Source organism: Acinetobacter sp. 1294596, assembly GCF_000582925.1.
Classification (GTDB): domain Bacteria; phylum Pseudomonadota; class Gammaproteobacteria; order Pseudomonadales; family Moraxellaceae; genus Acinetobacter; species Acinetobacter radioresistens.
This window is the reverse complement of record NZ_JFCC01000008.1, coordinates 63,687-84,007: the sequence shown is the minus strand read 5'-3', so window position 1 is coordinate 84,007 and position 20,321 is coordinate 63,687. Positions and strand designations below refer to the sequence as shown.

The 20,321-nt window shown below is 43.5% G+C and carries 16 protein-coding genes and 2 pseudogenes; 13 read left to right on the top strand and 5 right to left on the bottom strand.

All coding sequences use genetic code 11. The features are described from left to right. Positions 1-23: 23 nt before the first annotated feature. Positions 24-1,397, bottom strand: a complete 1,374-nt coding sequence (gene cysG, locus J502_RS05345) for a siroheme synthase CysG (protein ID WP_005024968.1) — start codon at positions 1,395-1,397, stop codon at positions 24-26. Between the two features lie 199 nt (positions 1,398-1,596). Between cysG and J502_RS05340 the strand changes: the two genes are divergently transcribed. The 6 genes and pseudogenes from J502_RS05340 (at position 1,597) to J502_RS05315 (ending at position 6,592) form a co-directional block, all read left to right on the top strand. Then, on the top strand, positions 1,597-2,847 hold the full coding sequence (locus J502_RS05340; protein WP_017400954.1) for a dienelactone hydrolase family protein: 1,251 nt from the start codon (positions 1,597-1,599) through the stop codon (positions 2,845-2,847). Between the two features lie 45 nt (positions 2,848-2,892). Continuing rightward, complete coding sequence (locus J502_RS05335) at positions 2,893-3,414, top strand: flavin reductase family protein (protein WP_005024959.1); 522 nt, start codon at positions 2,893-2,895, stop codon at positions 3,412-3,414. Positions 3,415-3,444: 30 nt separating this feature from the next. Continuing rightward, a pseudogene (locus tag J502_RS05330) lies at positions 3,445-4,535 on the top strand (LLM class flavin-dependent oxidoreductase). A 54-nt stretch (positions 4,536-4,589) separates the two neighbouring features. After that, positions 4,590-4,847: a hypothetical protein gene (locus tag J502_RS05325; protein ID WP_034683373.1), complete on the top strand. Its 258-nt coding sequence runs from the start codon at positions 4,590-4,592 to the stop codon at positions 4,845-4,847. Positions 4,848-4,896: 49 nt separating this feature from the next. Continuing rightward, the gene (locus J502_RS05320) at positions 4,897-5,442 is read left to right on the top strand and encodes a hypothetical protein (RefSeq protein WP_034683372.1); all 546 of its coding nucleotides are present in this window, start codon (positions 4,897-4,899) and stop codon (positions 5,440-5,442) included. 157 nt (positions 5,443-5,599) lie between these two features. Continuing rightward, positions 5,600-6,592: an AraC family transcriptional regulator gene (locus J502_RS05315; protein WP_034683371.1), complete on the top strand. Its 993-nt coding sequence runs from the start codon at positions 5,600-5,602 to the stop codon at positions 6,590-6,592. Between the two features lie 88 nt (positions 6,593-6,680). On the opposite strand, the gene serS is transcribed toward J502_RS05315, so the two are convergent. The 4 genes from serS to rplU form a co-directional block, all read right to left on the bottom strand. Beyond that, entirely contained in the window at positions 6,681-7,952 is a 1,272-nt protein-coding gene (gene serS, locus J502_RS05310) for a serine--tRNA ligase (protein WP_005015859.1), read from the bottom strand. Between the two features lie 207 nt (positions 7,953-8,159). Further along, positions 8,160-8,855, bottom strand: coding sequence for an outer membrane lipoprotein periplasmic chaperone LolA (lolA, locus tag J502_RS05305; protein ID WP_005015860.1), 696 nt, complete (start codon positions 8,853-8,855; stop codon positions 8,160-8,162). Positions 8,856-9,063: 208 nt separating this feature from the next. Then, entirely contained in the window at positions 9,064-9,321 is a 258-nt protein-coding gene (rpmA, locus tag J502_RS05300) for a 50S ribosomal protein L27 (protein WP_005015863.1), read from the bottom strand. 18 nt (positions 9,322-9,339) lie between these two features. After that, positions 9,340-9,651 (bottom strand): 50S ribosomal protein L21, encoded by a 312-nt coding sequence (rplU, locus tag J502_RS05295; protein WP_005015865.1) that lies wholly within the window; start codon positions 9,649-9,651, stop codon positions 9,340-9,342. A gap of 467 nt (positions 9,652-10,118) precedes the next feature. Between rplU and sdsA the strand changes: the two genes are divergently transcribed. From sdsA to J502_RS05260, 7 genes and pseudogenes are all read left to right on the top strand, one after another. Then, positions 10,119-11,096: an All-trans-nonaprenyl-diphosphate synthase gene (gene sdsA, locus J502_RS05290; protein ID WP_005015869.1), complete on the top strand. Its 978-nt coding sequence runs from the start codon at positions 10,119-10,121 to the stop codon at positions 11,094-11,096. A 16-nt stretch (positions 11,097-11,112) separates the two neighbouring features. After that, positions 11,113-13,166, top strand: a pseudogene (locus tag J502_RS05285) (site-specific recombinase). 149 nt (positions 13,167-13,315) lie between these two features. Continuing rightward, entirely contained in the window at positions 13,316-13,957 is a 642-nt protein-coding gene (locus J502_RS05280; RefSeq protein ID WP_005015876.1) for a phosphatase PAP2 family protein, read from the top strand. Next, positions 13,954-15,195 (top strand): efflux RND transporter periplasmic adaptor subunit, encoded by a 1,242-nt coding sequence (locus J502_RS05275; RefSeq protein WP_005015877.1) that lies wholly within the window; start codon positions 13,954-13,956, stop codon positions 15,193-15,195. Before J502_RS05280 ends, J502_RS05275 begins: the two co-directional genes overlap by 4 nt. 12 nt (positions 15,196-15,207) lie before the next feature. Beyond that, a complete protein-coding gene (locus J502_RS05270; protein ID WP_034683370.1) occupies positions 15,208-18,387 on the top strand; it encodes an efflux RND transporter permease subunit in 3,180 nt (1,059 codons plus the stop codon). Beyond that, a complete protein-coding gene (gene adeK, locus J502_RS05265) occupies positions 18,387-19,859 on the top strand; it encodes a multidrug efflux RND transporter AdeIJK outer membrane channel subunit AdeK (RefSeq protein ID WP_005015880.1) in 1,473 nt (490 codons plus the stop codon). The genes J502_RS05270 and adeK overlap by 1 nt, the downstream gene beginning before the upstream one ends. Positions 19,860-19,953: 94 nt before the next feature. Next, on the top strand, positions 19,954-20,304 hold the full coding sequence (locus J502_RS05260) for a YbjQ family protein (protein ID WP_005015884.1): 351 nt from the start codon (positions 19,954-19,956) through the stop codon (positions 20,302-20,304). The last annotated feature ends 17 nt before the right edge of the window (positions 20,305-20,321 follow it).

Sequence of the window (20,321 nt, the reverse complement as noted above, 5' to 3'; positions counted from 1 at the left end):
CTTTAAAATGGTACAGTTAAGTATTACTGCCACTGCAACTGTTCACGTAAACGAACAACTTCACCAATGATCGTTAAGGTCGGAGCCTGAATCTGATGTTCTGAAACTTTAGAGACAATATCTGCCAATGTGCCGATTACTACTTTCTGCTCTGGTGTAGTACCTTTAGAAACGAGTGCAACCGGCATATCTGGGCGCTGGCCATGTTCTATCAGTCTTTCACAGATTTTCTCAAGTCCTACCAGACCCATATATAGTACTAGTGTCTGATTCTCATACACCAGCTCTGACCATGGCAGTTCCGGTGAACCTTCCTTTAAATGCCCCGTCAAAAAACGTACACTTTGAGCATAATCGCGATGAGTTAATGGAATACCGGCGTAAGCAGAGCAACCAGATGCCGCAGTAATACCCGGCACGACCTGAAATGCGATACCTGCTGCAAACAGCTCTTCAATTTCCTCACCTCCACGTCCAAAAATAAACGGGTCACCTCCCTTAAGACGGCAAACCCGCTTTCCTTGTTGTGCGTACTTTACCAATAAGGCATTAATTCCTTCTTGCGGTACGGCATGGTGGGAACGCGCTTTACCAACATACACCTTTTCTGCATCACGTCGGCAAAGTTCCAGAATAGGTCCAGAGACCAGACGGTCATAAATGACTACATCGGCCTGTTGCATCAAACGCAGGGCCTTTAAAGTAAGTAATTCTGGATCACCGGGACCTGCCCCGACCAGGTAGACCTCACCTTTTGGCGTTTTCCAGGTTGAGAGGGCCTGCTCGATTAGCTGCTCTGCATCGGTCAACCTGTCATTAAACACCTGTTCTTTAAGCGGACTGGCATACAACTCTTCCCAAAATATTCGGCGCTCATCAGGATTGACTATTACTTCCTTAACGCGACTACGCCATTTTCCAGAGAATTCAGCCAGTTTACCCATTCCATAGGGAATAGCCGCTTCGAGCTGGGTTCGAATCTGGCGCGATAATACTGGTGATGTCCCGTTACTGGCAATCGATATTACCAAGGGTGAACGGTCAATAATTGCTGGCACCATAAAACGGCAATGTGGAGGGTCATCGACACTGTTCACTAAAACATGATCTGTCTCACAGTCCAGAAAAACCTGCCGGTTTACCTCTGCAACATTAGTTGCGGCAATAACCAGACGATACTGCTTTAATTTAATATCAGCCGGATAACTTAGTGCAATATGCTGTCCGGCTGTTTGCATGACAATCTCTGCCAGTGCCGGGTCAATATCGGGTGCCAGTACATCAATGATGGCACCTGCCTGAGAGAGCAAGACCGCTTTGCGGTAAGCAATCTTTCCTCCTCCTACAATCAGACAAGGTTGCTGCTGCAACTTTAAAGAGATTGGAAAAATATCCACAAATTTTACCCTCATATCACTGCAATATTTTATCATCATCCCTTTGAACCGGGATGTTAAAAAGTAAATAAATAGCAAAAAACTTGCCATTTTTGGTTTATCAGCTGGTGCAAAAATGGATAAAGCTTGAACTCAATTTGGATAGTCAAATTTCCTGATGATGTCGATGATAGATCTAATTATTCAGGAGATTACTATCATGGCTGGATCTTATATTGACGTCCAAACAGCAACAGGTTCGTTTAAAGCATATCTTTCCGTTCCAGAAGCAGGCCAAGGCCCAGGCCTGATTTTGTGCCAGGAAATCTTTGGTGTAAATGAAGTGATGCGCCAAAAAGCAGACTTTCTGGCGGAAGAAGGTTACACCGTAATCGTGCCAGACTTATTCTGGCGCATTCAGCCTAATGTTGAACTCGGTTATACCGATGACGATTGCCAGAGAGCATTCGACTTATATACCAAGTTTGATCAAGACACAGGTATTGAAGATATTCAGTCTACTATCAATACCCTTAAACACTTAGAAACTGTAAATCAGGAAACAGGTATAGGTTTAGTCGGTTATTGCTTAGGCGGGAAACTCGCTTATCTGGCTGCTTGCCGTATTCCGGAATTAGGTTGTGCAGTGTCGTACTACGGCGTAGGTATTGAACAGAATCTTGATGAAGCGAAGAATATCAACTCTAAGCTAGTTTTGCATTTTGCAAAACTTGACCAATTCTGTGATACCAACACACGGGAAAAAATTCTTTCTGCATTAAAAGATAATACAAAGATCGAAACCTATGTCTACCCAGGCGTAGATCATGCATTTGCTCGTCCGAACAGTATGCACTATGACAAACCAAGTGCATTAATGGCACATGAGCGCAGTATTACGGCACTCCGCAAAGCGATTGGTCCACACTATGACCTCGCTGCCCTATGGGAAGAACACGTCCGTTTCGAATTTGATACGCGAAATGTGCCAGATACGATGGCAACCATGGTTGCTGAACCTTATGTAAATCATATCCCAACTTTAACAGGTGGTGTGGGTTATAAACAACTTGCACGCTTTTATCAGTACCACTTTATACATAACAATCCGAAAGACATGAAATTAACTCCAATTTCACGCACTGTCGGCTCTACGCAAGTGGTGGATGAATTCATCATGAGCTTTACCCATGATGAAGAAATCGATTGGTTAATTCCAGGAATTAAGCCAACAGGCAAATATGTCGAGATTCCGATGCTCGGAATTATCAAATTCCGTGGACCAAAACTTTGCCATGAGCATATCTACTGGGATCAGGCAAGCCTGCTTGTACAAATCGGGGTACTAGACCCAACCGGCCTACCAGTTGCAGGTATTGAAACTGCGAAGAAACTTCTGGATGAAACGCTCCCCTCAAATGAATTGATGCCCACTTGGCCGTCAAGTGAAAACAAACCTGTTGGCGAATAAGGAATAAGGTTCTGACTCTTCGAGCCTCTATGAAGGAATATGATTATGCTGAATGTAATGACCCCAGTAATACAACTTGAACCACGGTCACTTCGCCAACTACTTGGTCAATACGCCACAGGTATTACTGTAGTGACTGCCCTGGATGTGAATCAAAGAAAAATAGGAATGACAGCCAACTCCTTCACATCAGTTTCACTTGATCCCCCGCTTATTCTCTGGAATATCGCAAAGTCAGCAACCCATTTTGAAGATTTCAAACAGGCAGAATACTTTGCAATCAATATTCTTAATGAAGATCATTATTTAGAATCAAAACATTTTTCTAAATCTGCGGATGACAAATTCGAAGGACTTGATGATGTAGATGAGTACATGGGCATACCAATTTTAAACAAGTCCCTCACGACTTTTGTGTGTCGTCAGTATGAACTGCATGAAGCGGGTGATCATTACATCATCGTTGGTCAAATTGAAGCGTGCCGCAATCAAATGGGTAATCCACTGGTATTCCATAACGGACAGTATAAACAGGCTAATGTACACCAGGCTTTTGCTGGTGTGTAACCCGGCTCATTTGTTTAAAGGATTTTTAGAATGAAACAACATCACTTTTTTAAAGATAACCGGTTTTTATTAGGTTCATTTGCTTCAAACTGTTCAGGTGGCATGACCGTTTCAACACTTGAAGATCGTTGGAATGCAAGTTGGGAGAAGAATTTAGAACTTGGTAAAATGCTGGATGAGGCAGGGATTGACTTCATGCTACCGATTGCACGCTTTACTGGCTATGGGGGGCAGACAGATTTCCAGGGTACAATTTTGGAAACCATGACGTGGGCAGCTGCTTTACTAGCCTTGACAAAAGATATTACTGTCTTGGCAACAATTCAGACAGTACCTAACCATCCTGTAGTTGTTGCCAAACAGATTGCAAAATTATCTGAAATCAGCCAAGGTCGTATTGGTTTAAATATTGTCGCCGGATGGAACAAACCTGAATATGAAGCTTTAGGATTATATTTACCCGATGACCATGAAACACGCTATGGGTATGCACAAGACTGGTATGATTTAATTAAAAAAGTATGGACCAGTGAAGAAAAATTTGATTTCGAAAGTAAGTTTTTCAAAACTAAAGGAACTTATGGAAAACCGAAACTCCTAGTCCACCCTCCAATTTTTAATGCAGCAGGCTCTAAAAATGGTCGTGAGTTTGCAGTAAACAATGCAGACTTCCTGTTTACGCCAGCCTCTGATTTAGGCCGGAGTAAAACTGAAATTGAAGAATTAAAACAAACAGGTCTTAAAGTGAATCGCAAGGTTAATGTGATGACCTGACCTTTTCACACGTGATTTGCCGTCCAACGCAAGAAGAAGCCCAGGCTGAATGGGATCGTCAACTCAACAATGCCGACGTGGTAGCTGTCGATAACTTGATGAGTCTAATGTTCGCGCATGCTCAAAGTTTTCCAAAAGAAGTTCAACAATCGATTCGTGAGGTCATGAGTGTTGGCCATGGGGGTTTTCCTCTGCTAGGGACCCCAGAACACGTTGCTCAAGGCATTATTGACTTACATAAAGCAGGCTTCAGGGGTACAACGCTTTCTTTCCTTGATTATAGCCGCGAGTTTCCATACTTCCGTGACCATGTTTTACCCATACTGGAAAAATATAATATTCGTTAACCCCCTAAACCGACACATTTACTGTCGGTTTATTTTTTTAAGGAGGATTTTATTGTGAAATTTTTATTACATGAGTTAAGTGCAGGTGTCTTATGCTGCTTTCTTACGACAACTACATTGGCGGCTAATTGGAGCAATACCTCTTTAGTAGCCAGTTATGGAAGAGACTTTTCTGAACCTTTTAAAAATGATGCACAAGGTAATGCGATTGATATTGAAAAGTACATATTTAGTTTGGTTCACTTAAGTGGCTATACCTATGGGACCAATTTTTTCCAATTAAATATGCACCAATCATCCAAATACCAATAAAGCATCTGGTCATGGAGCTCAAGAAGCTTATGTTATTTATCGGCACACCTTGGATATTCCAAGTATTACACAACACAAAATCGAAGATTCTGCCTGGTTAAAAAGCTATGGCTTCACTGTTGGTTTTGACTGGAATACCAAAAATGATGACTATGGTTCTAATCGTCAAATGTATGTTGCCGGTCCAAGTATCACCCTAAATGTACCTGGTTATTTAAATCTAAGTTTACTGGGCTATTATGAAAGCAATGATGCCAATGTTTTAACCAGTAAATACACGTATGATCCATATCTTGCCTTACAAGTACTTTGGGATTTTCCAGTAATGCAAAGTAATTGGAATTATCAGGGAATTGGTGTTTGGATGAGTCCTAAAGGCAAAAATGAAACCGGTGGCAAGACGGCAAGTGAAATTTTTGTCGATATGTCACTCATGTATTCTTTATTGAAAGACAAATCTGTTCACCAGCCAAAATTGAAAGCTGGAGTTGCCTATCAATACTGGAAAAACAAGTATGGTAATAATGAATCAGGGGTAGCAGGACGGGGAGCAACAGCAAGTAGCCCCATGCTTCGACTTGCCTATCACTTTTAAATGATAACTTACCTGCACTCTAATGAATTACCAGATCAGTATTTTTATATTATTTTGATTTAAATAATTTTATTTAAGATGAGATAAAACACAAAAGCAAAGATTATGGATTGATTTTTGCATAGAGAATATCAGCAAGCTAAGGATAGAGGTAATTATGTATAGTCAGCAACATAAGTCTATTTCTAGAATTCAGTCTCACACGCAGAATATTCATGATGCCAGGCACTGTCTTGATTTAATTATTGGTCCACATGATTTAGTTGACTCGAATAAATATAAACCTCTAGATTTTAGTTTTCATGGTTCACAGATCGGTCGTATGATTATTGGTGACTTAACTTACGGTAAAGATATTATTTTTAAAACCCATGACCAAGAGGATATGAACTATTTTTGTATTACGCGCCCTAAAAATGGACGTCCCCTATTTAAAAAAGATGGTGCTATTTTCTATGCATGTCATGATCAGGCTTCAATTGTTTCTCCTGAAGATAAATTTGAATTAATCATCGATAAAAACTGTATTCAAACCTTCATTTCTTTTTCAAAAACTTTTGTTGAAAAAATCTTATCCGATTTAATTTCTCAACCCGTAATACAACCTCTTATTTTTGAGAATGTAATGGATAGTCACAATCCCAAAATTAAAGCCTGGTGGGATTTAATCGATAGCATTAAGAACTTTACGCATAATTTTACCAATGCCTCTTTCTTTCAAGAAATGCGGTCAGATTTTAAATATATTATTGTCAAATCATTATTATTGTCACAGCCAAACAATTACAGTGATTTGATTTATAAAAATACTCTGGACTACCCCGATTTCCTTAATCGGTTATTAGAATTTATTCAAAAAAATATACAGCAAAAAATTGAAATTTCAGATCTGGAATACGCTTCGGGTTTAAGTAAAAAGAAATTAAATACAATTTTTAAAAAATATTTAAAATGCAGCCCGAATGCCTATATCCGACATTACCGACTTAAATGTATTTATAATGAAATTTCCCAATCAAGCTATAAGATTAATATTACTGAGATTGCATACAAATGGGGAGTCACGCATTTAGGTCGCTTTTCTATTGAATATAAAGAAGCATTTGGTGAAAAACCTAGCGAGACTTTAAAGAAAATTATAGAACGCTAATTAGCACATCATAACTTAGGTATTAATTCGAATTTATTGATTCATAAAAAAAGCTAAATCAGATGATTTAGCTTTTTGAATTGATCAATTAATCAATAAATTCTTGTCCGCCCATATATGGACGTAATACCTCAGGAATTTCAATCGAGCCATCAGCACGTTGGTAATTTTCCATCACAGCCAATAGCGTACGTCCAACAGCCAAACCTGAACCATTTAATGTATGCACAAATTCGGTTTTTTTCTGGTCTACACGGTAGCGGGCCTTCATACGACGAGCCTGAAAATCCCCCATATTAGAACAAGAGGAAATCTCGCGATAGGTATTTTGGCTAGGCACCCAAACTTCCAGATCATAGGTTTTAGTAGCACCGAAGCCCATATCTCCACCACATAGCAAAATTTTGCGATATGGTAAACCCAGTGCCTGCAAAATGCCCTCTGCATGGGCAGTAAGTTCTTCAAGTGCCTGCATGGATGTTTCAGGCTTAACGATCTGTACCATTTCCACTTTATCAAACTGATGCTGGCGGATCAGGCCTCGGGTATCACGGCCATAAGAACCGGCTTCACTACGAAAACATGGCGTGTGCGCTGCATATTTCAATGGAAGGCGAGCAGTATCAATAATCTCGTCACGCACAAAATTCGTTACAGGTACTTCTGCAGTCGGGATCAGGTAATATTCTTTTTCCCCCTGCAATTTGAATAAGTCTTCTTCAAATTTTGGTAATTGGCCTGTGCCACGCAGGGAATCAGCATTTACCAGATAAGGTACATACGCTTCGGTATACCCGTTTTTAAGGGTGTGCGTATCAAGCATAAACTGGGTTAAAGCACGTTGCAGCCGCGCCAGAGGACCTTTAAGTACACTAAAACGTGAACCGGTTAATTTGGTGGCAGTTTCAAACTCCAGTCCACCCATCCACTCGCCCAGGTCTGTATGATCCTTGATTTCAAAGTCAAACTGACGTGGAGTACCCCATGTTAAAATTTCAACATTGTCACTTTCATCTTTGCCTGCTGGTACAGACTCATCTGGCAGATTAGGAATATTCATTGATTTGGTTTCAAGCTCGGCTTGCAGTTCAGCCAGTGCCAGTTCAGCAGCTTTGATTTCATCACCAATTGCTGACATACGTGTCATAATCTCTGATGCGTCTTCACCTGCTTTTTTAAGCTGACCAACCTGCTTTGCTCCGGCATTACGTTCTGCCTGCAAATTTTCAGTCTTCTGCTGGATTTCCTTACGGCGCACTTCCAGAGCTGCCCATTCTTCCACATCAAGCTGAACACCGCGTTTTGCCAATGCTAAATTTACAGCCTCAATATTATTTCTGAGTAATTTCGGGTCAATCATAGCCAATCATAAATAAGGTAAAAAACTGGCTATAGTGTAAGCTCTTCAAGGCAAAAAATACAGACAGCACAGGAAGTTGTTCGGATGATTCGCATAATAAGCCCACAATTTCAACTATAGTACCCTTCCTTTCTATAGCGGATATATAAGAGAAATTGTAATGAAAAAGCTGCCCCAAGGCAGCTTTTTAAATTTAAAAGAATTTATTTACTGGTCAATAATATCGGTGCCTTTTGGCGGAGTGAAATTAAAGGTAGAGGCCGGGATAGAAGCATTAACTTTTACATTGCTAAATTTTACATAGGTGGTCTGGCCAAGTGAATCTTCTAAAATCATCAGGCTTGGAGCTTTGTTGGTACCAAAGCTAATAGTCAGGCTCTGAAAAGCCCCTTCATTATTCTTTGGATAAAGGGTGTAGTAGGTTTTGGCTTTATTTGGTTGCGTTACCCGATAAGACTGCATAATTTGGCTGGTATTACCAGAGAGCAGTAACGCTGGTGTATTTGAGACCTGTTCATCTAAAGACTGACGGACTGCCTGCTGAAGATCGGGGTCATAAATCCAGACTGTTTTACCGGTAGTAACAATTGTCTGTTTAGACGGGCTGCTGGTTTCCCAGAAAAATTTTCCAGGACGCTCAACTTTCATTGTACCTTTAAAGGTCTGGTTCATATGTTGAGCTGTCAGGCCTTTCTGCTTTTTAGGCGCATTGCCACTAACTTTAGTGGTCTGTTCAAAATTGGCGCTCAGACTTTGTATACCTTTGAGCTGCTGAACCAGATTTGCAGTTGCCTGCTGCTCCGATGCCGCCACAGGCGCAGCGATAACAGAGGTACTGATTACTGGCGCCAAGGTGGCTGCACCCACTGTCATAGCACATATGGTTTTACGAAGCATATTCATATAATCACCTTTATATTTGCCTGATCTCATTTATTTGAGTTTCATCTTAACTGACAAACTCTGGCCTAATCATTGAGAATATAAGATATTTTGTTATGTTCTTCATGCAGTTTGTTGAAATTTATCCATCATGATGAAGATTTTTTCTATAACTTTAGATATAAAAAAAGCCCACATTTATAGTGGGCTTTTCTCAAACAGTTTAAACTTATACAGCTTCAACTGTTACGTAGCGACGGCCAAATTGACCTTTCACTTCGAATTTTACTACGCCATCAGCAGTAGCAAATAAAGTATGGTCACGGCCCATACCTACATTTGCACCAGCGTGGAATTCTGTACCACGTTGACGAACGATGATGTTACCAGCAGTCACAGTTTGACCACCATAAATTTTAACACCTAACATTTTTGGGTTTGAATCACGACCGTTACGTGTCGAACCACCGGCTTTTTTGTGAGCCATGTCTCTTACTCCTCGTAATTAGCCTGAAATACCAGTAATTTTCAACTCGGTAAACCATTGACGGTGACCTTGTTGTTTACGGTAATGTTTACGACGACGCATTTTGATGATGCGGATTTTGTCGTGACGACCATGGCCAACTACTTCTGCAGTTACTTTAGCGCCAGCGACTACTGGAGCACCGATTTGAATGCTTTCGCCGTTCACAACCATTAGTACGTCATCAAACGTAATAGTTGAGCCAGTTTCAGCTTTCAACAATTCAACTTTAAGGGTTTCACCCTCAACTACACGGTGCTGTTTACCACCGCTTTGGATTACTGCGTACATGATGTACTCCAATCATGCCCGTGTCGTCGTGCCGGCAAAGGGATATACCGATCTTAAGACGAGCGCCACTGGGGTTATACAAGGCCAAAGATTTTAAGTGAAAACCGATCAAACAACAAGTAATTTACCCAAAATATTCAGACGACATTTGTATACACACTATTCTTTTTCCCTTACCGGTATTTTCAGTGATTTTTCTTTGCATTTTTAAGGCCACGCTGTATCTTGTCTGGCGCAACAGCATCATGGCAGCAGTTCTTTAGAAGAATATACTCAAAGGCAGCGGACCTTAAACTAAAGGCTCCCGTCTGGTTTAAGCCCTAGAATTTTGGCTACCTTCCTGGCTGCTTTAGGATACAATAGCTTTAATTTTTTAAGTATCAGCTATCTAAAGGCTGGTCACGGTGTTTAGACGTCTCACTGTTTAACTGTGCATCCGATTACTTTCGCAAGAGGTTCTTCTTCATATGGCCATCGATTTCAAGCAAGATATTCTCGCTCCTGTTGCTCAAGATTTTGCAGCGATGGACCAGTTTATTAATGAAGGAATCAGCTCCAAGGTCGCACTGGTCATGTCAGTCAGCAAGCATGTCGTTGAAGCAGGTGGAAAGCGCATGCGTCCGATTATGTGCTTACTGGCCGCTTATGCCTGTGGTGAAACCAATTTAAAGCATGCACAAAAGCTGGCGGCCATTATTGAAATGCTGCATACGGCGACTCTGGTACATGATGATGTGGTAGATGAGTCTGGCTTACGCCGTGGCAGACCAACAGCAAATGCGACATGGAATAACCAGACTGCGGTACTAGTGGGGGATTTTCTGATTGCCCGGGCATTTGATCTGCTGGTTGATCTGGACAATATGATCTTGTTAAAGGACTTCTCTACAGGAACCTGTGAGATTGCTGAGGGTGAAGTATTGCAGTTGCAGGCACAGCATCAGCCAGATACGACAGAAGCTGTTTATTTACAGATTATTCACGGTAAAACCTCACGGTTGTTCGAACTGGCGACCGAAGGCGCTGCAATACTGGCAGGCAAACCTGAATACCGTGAACCTTTACGTCGTTTTGCCGGACACTTTGGCAATGCTTTTCAGATTATTGATGATATTCTGGATTACACTTCAGATGCTGATACGCTCGGCAAAAATATTGGCGATGACTTGATGGAAGGCAAACCCACCCTGCCGCTGATTGCAGCAATGCAAAATACTCAAGGTGAACAGCGCGACCTAATCCGTCGCAGCATTGCCACTGGCGGTACTTCACAGCTTGAACAAGTTATTGCGATTGTACAAAATTCGGGAGCGCTGGATTATTGCCATAAGCGTGCTACTGAAGAAACCGAGCGAGCATTACAGGCACTAGAAATATTACCTGAGAGTACTTACCGGCAGGCGCTGGTTAACTTGACCCGCTTAGCTTTAGACCGAATCCAATAATATTATTAAAAATTTTATGCATTTAAACTTTCAAGATCTTTTTCTCAGAATGCACCAGCAGCTTGAGCAACCTCAAGCTGTATTAGATGAAAATATTCTTATTGAGCTGGTTAACCGTCTACGACCCGCTGATACCAAAAATACCGAAGAAATTGAAAGAAAATTTCGGGCATTTATTCAGTCGCTTTTAATTACCCCGGCCGCTGCCTGTACATTTCAAACTTTTGTTCTACGTATTATTAATCATTACCGGCAAACCGCACTTTATGCTGACAGCGGCATTTTATCGTTAGATGGTTTCTGGAATCAGTTTACCCAGCGTTTAGGTGCACACTTTTTGCCGCTGATCAATGATGAAACCCAGCTGACCGATCTGCTGCACCGCGTCTTTCATCAGCGTACCGACAAATACTGGCTAGAAAATATTGATAGCCAGGACTGGCAACTGTTCTTTAGCTTGATTAGCCGCAGTAATGGCAATATGGCAGAGAAGCAGTCAGTCCGTGATGAAATGATCCGTGGATTACTGTTTTATCTTACCGGATTAGTGGTATTGGACTCTATCCGGAGTTTATTAATGCCTATCCTGAACTGACCGAATACGAATCCCCCTTTCTGGTTCAGAATCGGGAAGTCGTGGAATTTATTGTCCGCTATAAAAAGCTGCTTCAAAATCTGGACCAGTTTGCCGTGATGGAGCCACCAGATGCATCACAGGCATTTGTGATGTTTGAACAGTGCCGGGATGTCGTGCTCAAGATTCGCCGGTCTACCAAGCGTATTGGGGTAAGTTTAAGCCTCGCCTATCTGCTTTCCCTGCTTGAGCAATGTGTGGACCGGATTGAATTGCTGCTGCATATCGTCACTGTAGAAGATATTTATACTTATGATGCACTCAGCCAGCTGCTGAGTGAGCTGGTCAAGGCACATTATAGTGAAAAAAGTGTACGGGCTTTATTGACCACTACCAGTGAGCTGATTGCCTTACAGGTAACTGAGAATGCCAGCCGGACCGGTGAGCATTATGTAAGTACCGATAAAAAGGGCTTTTTTTCAATGTATAAGGCCGCAGCAGGTGCAGGGGTAATTATTGCCACAATGGCAACCCTTAAAATCCTGATGGCGCGTCTGGCCATGGCTCCGCTCATGCAGGCCTTTATGTTCAGCATGAATTACTCTTTAGGCTTCGTACTGATTCATGTCTTGCATTTTACAGTAGCGACCAAACAGCCAGCTATGACCGCAGCAGCGCTCGCTGCCACGGTACAGCATAAGAAAGGCTCTCGCACCGCACAAATTGCAGAACTGGCAGCCCTGATTATTAATATTATCCGGACTCAGTTTATTGCAATCTTGGGTAATATCTCGATAGCCATACCAACCGCAGCGCTGATTACCCTGCTATGGGAAGCCGGGATGCAAGAACCTCTAATGACCCATATGAAAGCTACCAAGCTTTTGCATGACTTGAATCCCTTTACTTCCCTTGCTCTGCCCCATGCAGCAATTGCCGGTGTTTGCCTGTTCCTCTCGGGACTGATTGCCGGCTATTTCGACAATATGGCAGTTTACCGTAAAGTAGGACCACGCCTGAAAGCGCATCCCCAATTAAAAAATCTGATGGGACAAGACCGCCTAGACCGTTTTTCTGCCTATATTGAACGTAATCTAGGAGCACTTGCCGGTAACTTTCTATTTGGGATTATGCTGGGCAGTATGGGAACACTGGGTTTTATTTTAGGATTACCCCTAGATATCCGGCATATTGCCTTTGCATCGGCCAATTTTATTCAGGGTCTGATGAATATTAATGGCGGGCCAGATCTTGGCCTCATCATTGTTTCTTTTCTGGGCGTCCTGCTTATTGGCTTAACTAACTTGTTTGTCAGTTTTAGTCTCACCATTATTGTAGCTTTACGTGCACGACGGGTTCGTTTTGAGCAATGGAAACCTTTGGCAAAGTTAGTTTTGACACATTTTATGACCCGTCCTAGTGATTTTTTCTGGCCCCCTAAAATTGAGGAAGCGGCAAATTCTGTAGATAACTCGCTGTCTAAACCAGAAAAATAACTTAATTTTGTTGCGTTTATGTGATATTGCTTCTAACTGCTCAGTTAAAAATAAGATAATTCTAGAGACTTGAAAAAAAGTGTACCAGTCAGTACACTTTGCTTCAATTTATGGCTCCTAACTGATCAGTTAGAATACAAGGTTGCTGCATGCCCTACCTGTTCTTGCTTATTGCTTGCCTTATGCTTGTCCTTAGCGGACTGGTATCTTACATCCCTGCGCTTCAGGAATGGGATGTGGCACAAGTAAAGTGGTTCAGCCAGCACCGAACAGAATCCCTTAATATTGTTGCAATGTTCTTATCTAAAATAGGTGGTTCAGTTGTCATAGGATTTGTTGTACTGCTTTGGTGCTCAAGACTGGCATGGTATAAAAAATATAAAACCGTTATTTTTATTAGTTTCGGAATGATCGGCAGCGGCACGCTGGTCTGGTTATTGAAATGGTGGATTGCAAGGCCCCGACCCTTAGAAATATATCACCTGGTTCAGAGCTACGGCGCCTCATTTCCAAGTGCCCATAGTGCATATGCTGCAAGCTTTGCTTGTCTGTTGCTCTTCTTACTTCGCAAGCATCGTTATTATGTTTGGATTTTCCTTGCTGCGAATAGCTGGTGGATTATTATGGGAATTTCACGGGTTTATCTCGGGGTTCATTACCCAACCGATGTTTTAACGGGTTGGAGTATTAGTTTTATTTGGATCTCTCTGCTTTGGCTATGGTTTCGTCATAATCAGTCAGGCAAAAATAATTTATTTTTAGATAAAAATCTAAATGAGGTGGAACAATGACATCGGCAAAGCTTTGGGCACCGGCCCTTACCGCTTGTGCTTTAGCAACAAGTATCGCACTTGTGGGTTGTAGCAAAGATCCAAAGGATGCACAAACAGGCGCGGCTGCTCAACAAATGCCACCACCTGAAGTAGGGGTCCTGGTTGCTCAGCCACGAAGTGTAGAACAGTCTGTTGAACTCTCTGGACGTACCTCACCCTATCAGATTTCTGAAGTACGGCCACAGGCAAGCGGTGTAATCCAGAAACGTCTGTTTACTGAAGGAAGCTATGTCCGTCAGGGGCAGGCTTTATATGAAATTGACTCGCGTACCAACCGCGAAAATGTAGCAAGTGCTCGTGCTACATTGAACCGCCAGCAGGCAAACCTGAATGTTCTGCGTGTAAAAGAAGGCCGTTATCGTCAGCTGGTAGGTACCAATGCGATTTCAAGACAGGAATATGATGATATTGTAGCTCAGGTAAAACTGGCACAAGCTGATGTTAACGCCTCTCAGGCAGAACTGCGTAATGCAGAGATTAATCTGGGCTACTCTACTGTACGGGCTCCAATTTCAGGTCAATCTAGCCGCTCTTCAGTTACAGCAGGCGCACTGGTGACGGCCAGCCAGACTGAACCTTTAGTTACCATTCAGCAGCTTGATCCAATTTATGTCGATATTAACCAGTCAAGTGCTGAACTGCTGCGTCTGCGTCAACAGCTGAACCAGGGTAACCTGAGCAGCAGTAACAACACTAAAGTTAAACTGCGCCTTGAAGATGGAAGCGAGTATCCGATTGAAGGGAATCTTGCATTTTCTGGCGCCAGTGTTGATCCAGAAACCGGCACAGTGACTCTACGTGCAGTATTCTCCAACCCGAATCACTTGCTGTTACCGGGTATGTATGCGACTGCAAAAATCGTACAGGCAGTGATTCCAAATGCAATGCTGATTCCACAGGCTGCAATTACCCGTCTTCCGACAGGACAGGCGGTTGCCATGATCGTAAATGCTAAAGGCCTTGCAGAAAGCCGTCCGGTACAAACTGCCGGTGTGCAAGGTAAAGACTGGATTGTGACTAGCGGTATTCAGGCAGGTGAACGTGTCATTGTAGAAGGCATTGCCAAAGTTAAAGAAGGCCAAAAAGTGAACCCTAAACCTCTACAGCCTCAGGCAGCGGCCCAGGGAAGCAATAACGCAAAACCAGCTCAACAGGCCAAACCACAAGCTGAACAAAATGCTACTTCAAATACATAAGGGGTAGACTGAATGGCTCAATTTTTTATTCATCGCCCCATATTTGCATGGGTGATTGCGCTGGTGATCATGCTGGCGGGGGGACTTACTCTCACCAAAATGCCGATTGCACAGTATCCGACGATTGCTCCACCGACCGTGACGATTGCGGCAACTTACCCGGGCGCTTCTGCTGAAACTGTTGAAAATACAGTGACCCAGATTATTGAACAGCAGATGAACGGTCTGGACGGGTTACGCTACATTTCTTCAAATAGTGCCGGGAATGGTCAAGCGTCTATCCAGCTGAATTTTGAACAAGGTATTGATCCGGACATTGCACAGGTTCAGGTTCAAAACAAACTGCAGTCTGCAACGGCTCTGCTTCCTGAAGATGTACAGCGCCAAGGCGTGCGGGTAACCAAATCTGGTGCCAGCTTCTTGCAGGTCATTGCATTTTATTCACCTGATGATTCCCTGTCAGATGCTGATATTAAAGACTACGTTAACTCAAATATTTCTGAACCTTTATCACGTGTTGCAGGTGTGGGTGAGGTACAGGTATTTGGTGGCTCTTATGCCATGCGTATCTGGCTCGATCCTGCCAAACTAAGCAGTTTTCAGCTGACTCCAAGTGATGTAGCTAACGCCATCCGTAGCCAAAATGCTCAGGTGGCAGTGGGTCAGTTAGGCGGTGCGCCACTGACTAAAGATCAGGTGCTAAATGCTACAGTTACTGCACAAAGCCTGTTGCAGACTCCTGAAGAATTTAGCAATGTATTTTTGAAAAATACTGCAAGTGGTGCACAAGTCCGTATTGGTGATGTCGCCAAGGTGGAACTGGGCAGCGCAGATTACGGTTTTATTTCAAAATATAATAATAAACCAGCGGCCGGTGTAGCCATTAAACTTGCGACAGGCGCCAACGCACTCGACACTGCTGAAGCAGTCGAGGCACGCTTAAAAGAGTTACGTACCAGCTATCCTCAAGGGATGGTAGACGTGCTGGCATTTGATACTACTCCGTTTATCAAACTTTCAATTGAAAGTGTGGTTCATACACTGGTTGAAGCAGTCATTCTGGTCTTTATCGTGATGTTCCTGTTCTTGCAGAACTGGCGCGCCACTATTATTCCAACACTTGCTGTTCCGGTTGTTGTTCTAGGTACTTTTGCTGTAATTAATATTTTTGGTTTCTCGATTAATACCCTCACCATGTTCGCCATGGTACTAGCAATCGGTCTGCTTGTAGATGATGCGATTGTTGTGGTGGAGAACGTTGAACGTGTTATGGCAGAGGAGCATCTTGATCCGGTTACTGCCACAGAACTTTCAATGAAACAAATTTCTGGTGCCCTGATTGGTATTACATCAGTGCTAACCGCAGTATTCGTACCCATGGCGTTCTTTGGGGGCACTACCGGGGTCATCTATCGGCAGTTCTCGATTACTCTGGTTACCGCAATGATCCTGTCGTTAATTGTAGCGCTTACCTTTACGCCGGCGCTCTGTGCGACACTGCTCAAACAGCACGATCCAAATAAAGCACCAAGCAATAATATTTTTGCCCGCTTCTTCCGCTGGTTTAACCATAAGTTTGACCGGATGTCTCACCGTTATCAGAATGGTGTAAGCAAACTCCTGCATCACCGTATTATTTCTGGCGTGTTTTATGTTGTGGTGATTGGCATACTGGTGCTGCTGTTCCAGAAACTGCCTTCTTCATTCCTTCCAGATGAAGACCAAGGTGTAGTCATGACGCTGGTACAGCTTCCACCTAATGCATCACTAAGCCGTACTGAACAGGTAGTTGACACCATGACCGGCTTTTTCCTTGAGAATGAAAAGGAATATGTCCAGTCTGTATTTAGTGTTGCAGGCTTCTCGTTCACTGGTGTAGGACAAAATGCGGGTCTGGCATTTATCAGATTAAAAGACTGGAGTGAGCGTACTACCCCTGAAGCACAGATTGGTGCAATTATCCAGCGTGGTATGGCACTGAACGTTATTGCTAAAGATGCCAGCTACGTTATGCCTTTACAATTACCTGCCATGCCTGAACTGGGTGTGACTGCGGGCTTTAGCTTCATGCTGAAAGATGCAGGTGGTAATGGCCATGAAAAACTGATGGCTGCCCGTAATGCAATTTTAGGTATGGCTGCCCAAGACCCGCGCCTGATGGGTGTGCGTCCAAATGGTCAGGAAGATACGCCACAATATAAAATTTCGATTGACCAGGCTCAGGCCGGTGCAATGGGAGTAAGTATTGCTGATATCAACAGTACTATGAGTATTGCGTGGGGCGGGTCTTATATTAATGACTTCGTAGATCGTGGCCGTGTAAAACGTGTCTATGTACAGGGTCAGGCAGACACCCGGATGATGCCTGAAGATCTGGACAAGTGGTATGTGCGTAATAACCAGGGCCAGATGGTCCCATTCTCAGCCTTCGCAACTGGTGAATGGACTTATGGTTCACCTCGTCTTGAACGTTATAACGGTATCTCATCGGTTAATATTCAGGGTACACCTGCCCCGGGTGTGAGTTCTGGTGATGCCATGCTGGCAATGCAGGAAATCATGGCCAAGCTGCCAAGTATGGGTATGCAGGGATATGATTATGAATGGAGCGGTTTATCACTTGAAGAAAATGAAGCCGGCTCGCAAACTGCTGCATTGCTTGCCCTTTCAATCCTGATCGTATTCCTGTGTCTTGCTGCACTTTACGAGAGCTGGTCTATTCCATTCTCGGTACTCATGGTTATTCCATTGGGTATTGTGGGTGCCGTAATACTGACGTTCTTAGGTATGATGATTTCGAAAGATCCTAACCTCTCGAATAACATCTACTTTAAAGTTGCAATTATTGCGGTAATTGGTCTGGCTGCGAAAAATGCTATTCTGATTGTCGAATTTGCAAAAGACCTGCAAGAAGAAGGTGAAGAACTGTTAGAAGCTACGCTGCATGCCGCAAGAATGCGTTTGCGTCCAATTATCATGACCACATTAGCATTTGGTTTTGGTGTACTGCCGCTTGCCCTATCTTCAGGCGCCGGTGCAGGCAGCCAGCACTCGGTGGGTTACGGTGTTTTGGGTGGCGTCATCAGCTCAACATTACTGGGTATCTTCTTTATTCCAGTATTCTATGTATGGATCCGTAGCATTTTTAAACAGAAACCAAAAAACAGAAATAATCAGGAGCAAATATCGTGATGCAAAATTTCTGGACTTTAACAGGTCGCGGTTTTGCTTTGTCTGTTCTAGCGCTTGCCCTGACTGCATGTCAGAGCATGCGCGGTCCGGAGCCAGTCGCTAATGCCAATATTCCCAACAATTATATTGAAGCAGATAGTGGAACCTCGATTGCGGCACAGGGCTATAAAGACTTTTTTTCAGATGAACGCCTGAAATCGGTGATTGATCTGGCCCTGACCAATAACCGTGACCTGCGTACGGCGACCCTGAACATTCAGCGAGCCCAGCAGCAGTTCCAGATCTCTGAAAATAACCAGCTCCCTACCATTGGTGCCAGTGGTAGTGTACTACGCCAGGACAACCTGAACAGTCAGGGTCGTGGTCCGACTACTTCATACAATGTAGGGCTGGGTGTAACAGCTTATGAGCTGGATTTTTGGGGTCGTGTCCGTAGCTTGCGAGATGCAGCACTAGACACCTTCCTGGCTACGCAGACTGCTCGTGACTCTACCCAAATCAGCCTGATCAGTCAGGTGTCACAAGCCTGGCTCAACTATTCATTTGCCAGTGCCAATCTGGACCTGGCTGAACGTACACTGGCTGCCCAGCTTGAATCCTACAATCTGAACCGGAAACGTTTTGATGTCGGGATTGATTCTGAATTACCCGTCCGTCAGGCACAGATTTCTGTTGAGACTGCTCGTAATGACGTAGCGAATTATCGCACCCAGATTGCACAAGCCCGTAACCTGCTCAATTTACTGGTGGGTGAACAGGTTCCTGACAACCTGTTGCCACCAAAGCGTATTAGCCGTGTAACGAACCAGAATGTCCTGTCAACCGGTCTGCCAAGTGATCTGCTGGTTAACCGTCCGGACATCCGTACTGCTGAATATCAGCTGAGTGCCGCTGGAGCCAATATTGGGGCTGCACGCGCACGCCTGTTCCCGACGATCAGCCTGACTGGTTCGGCTGGCTATGCCTCAACTGACCTGAGTGACCTGTTCAAATCAGGTGCATTTGTCTGGTCGCTTGGCCCAAGTCTGGATATTCCAATCTTCGACTGGGGTACGCGTCGTGCCAATATTGCTATTACTGAAACAGATCAGCAGATTGCCCTGTCAGATTATGAGCGTTCAATTCAGGCTGCATTCCGTGAAGTTAATGATGCACTGGCTGTTCGTAAAAATATTGGTGACCGTGTCGCTGCACAGCGTCGTCTGGTAGAAGCCACCAATACTTCCTATCGTCTGGCAAATGCACGCTTCCGTGCCGGTATTGACAGCTATCTGACTGTACTTGATGCACAGCGTGCTTCATATGCAGCCGAGCAAGGCTTGTTGCTCCTTGAACAGGCCAATCTGAATAATCAGGTAGAACTGTATAAATCTCTAGGTGGTGGGGTTAAAACCACCAGTTCTGATTTGATTGCTCGCCCGGCTTCAACTGCTGAACAAAAAGCAAACCGTGAAGCGAAAGCTGTACAGTAAGCATAATTTATAAGAGAGCCCACTTCGGTGGGCTTTTTTATTGCTTTTCAAGTCCAAATTTTCTATCTTCAACTATGAACAAAAGGAAAATAAGATGTTATTAAGCAATCTAGAATCTGTTCCGGGTCACCACATTACCAGGCAAATTGATGTGGTCTATGGCAGCACGGTCCGTTCTAAGCATGTCGGACGTGACTTTATGGCTGGGCTGAAAAATATTGTAGGCGGAGAACTTAAAGGTTATACCGAATTATTAGAAGAATCCCGTCAGGAAGCCATGAACCGCATGATTGAAAAAGCCCAAAATCTGGGTGCCAATGCAATTGTCGGGATTCGTTTTTCTACCTCAAATATAGCACAAGGTGCTTCTGAACTGTTCGTATATGGGACTGCAGTCACCGTAACTCCAGTTGCACCTTCAATTCCAGATCCGTTCTCTTCATAAAATCACACAGGATGCCG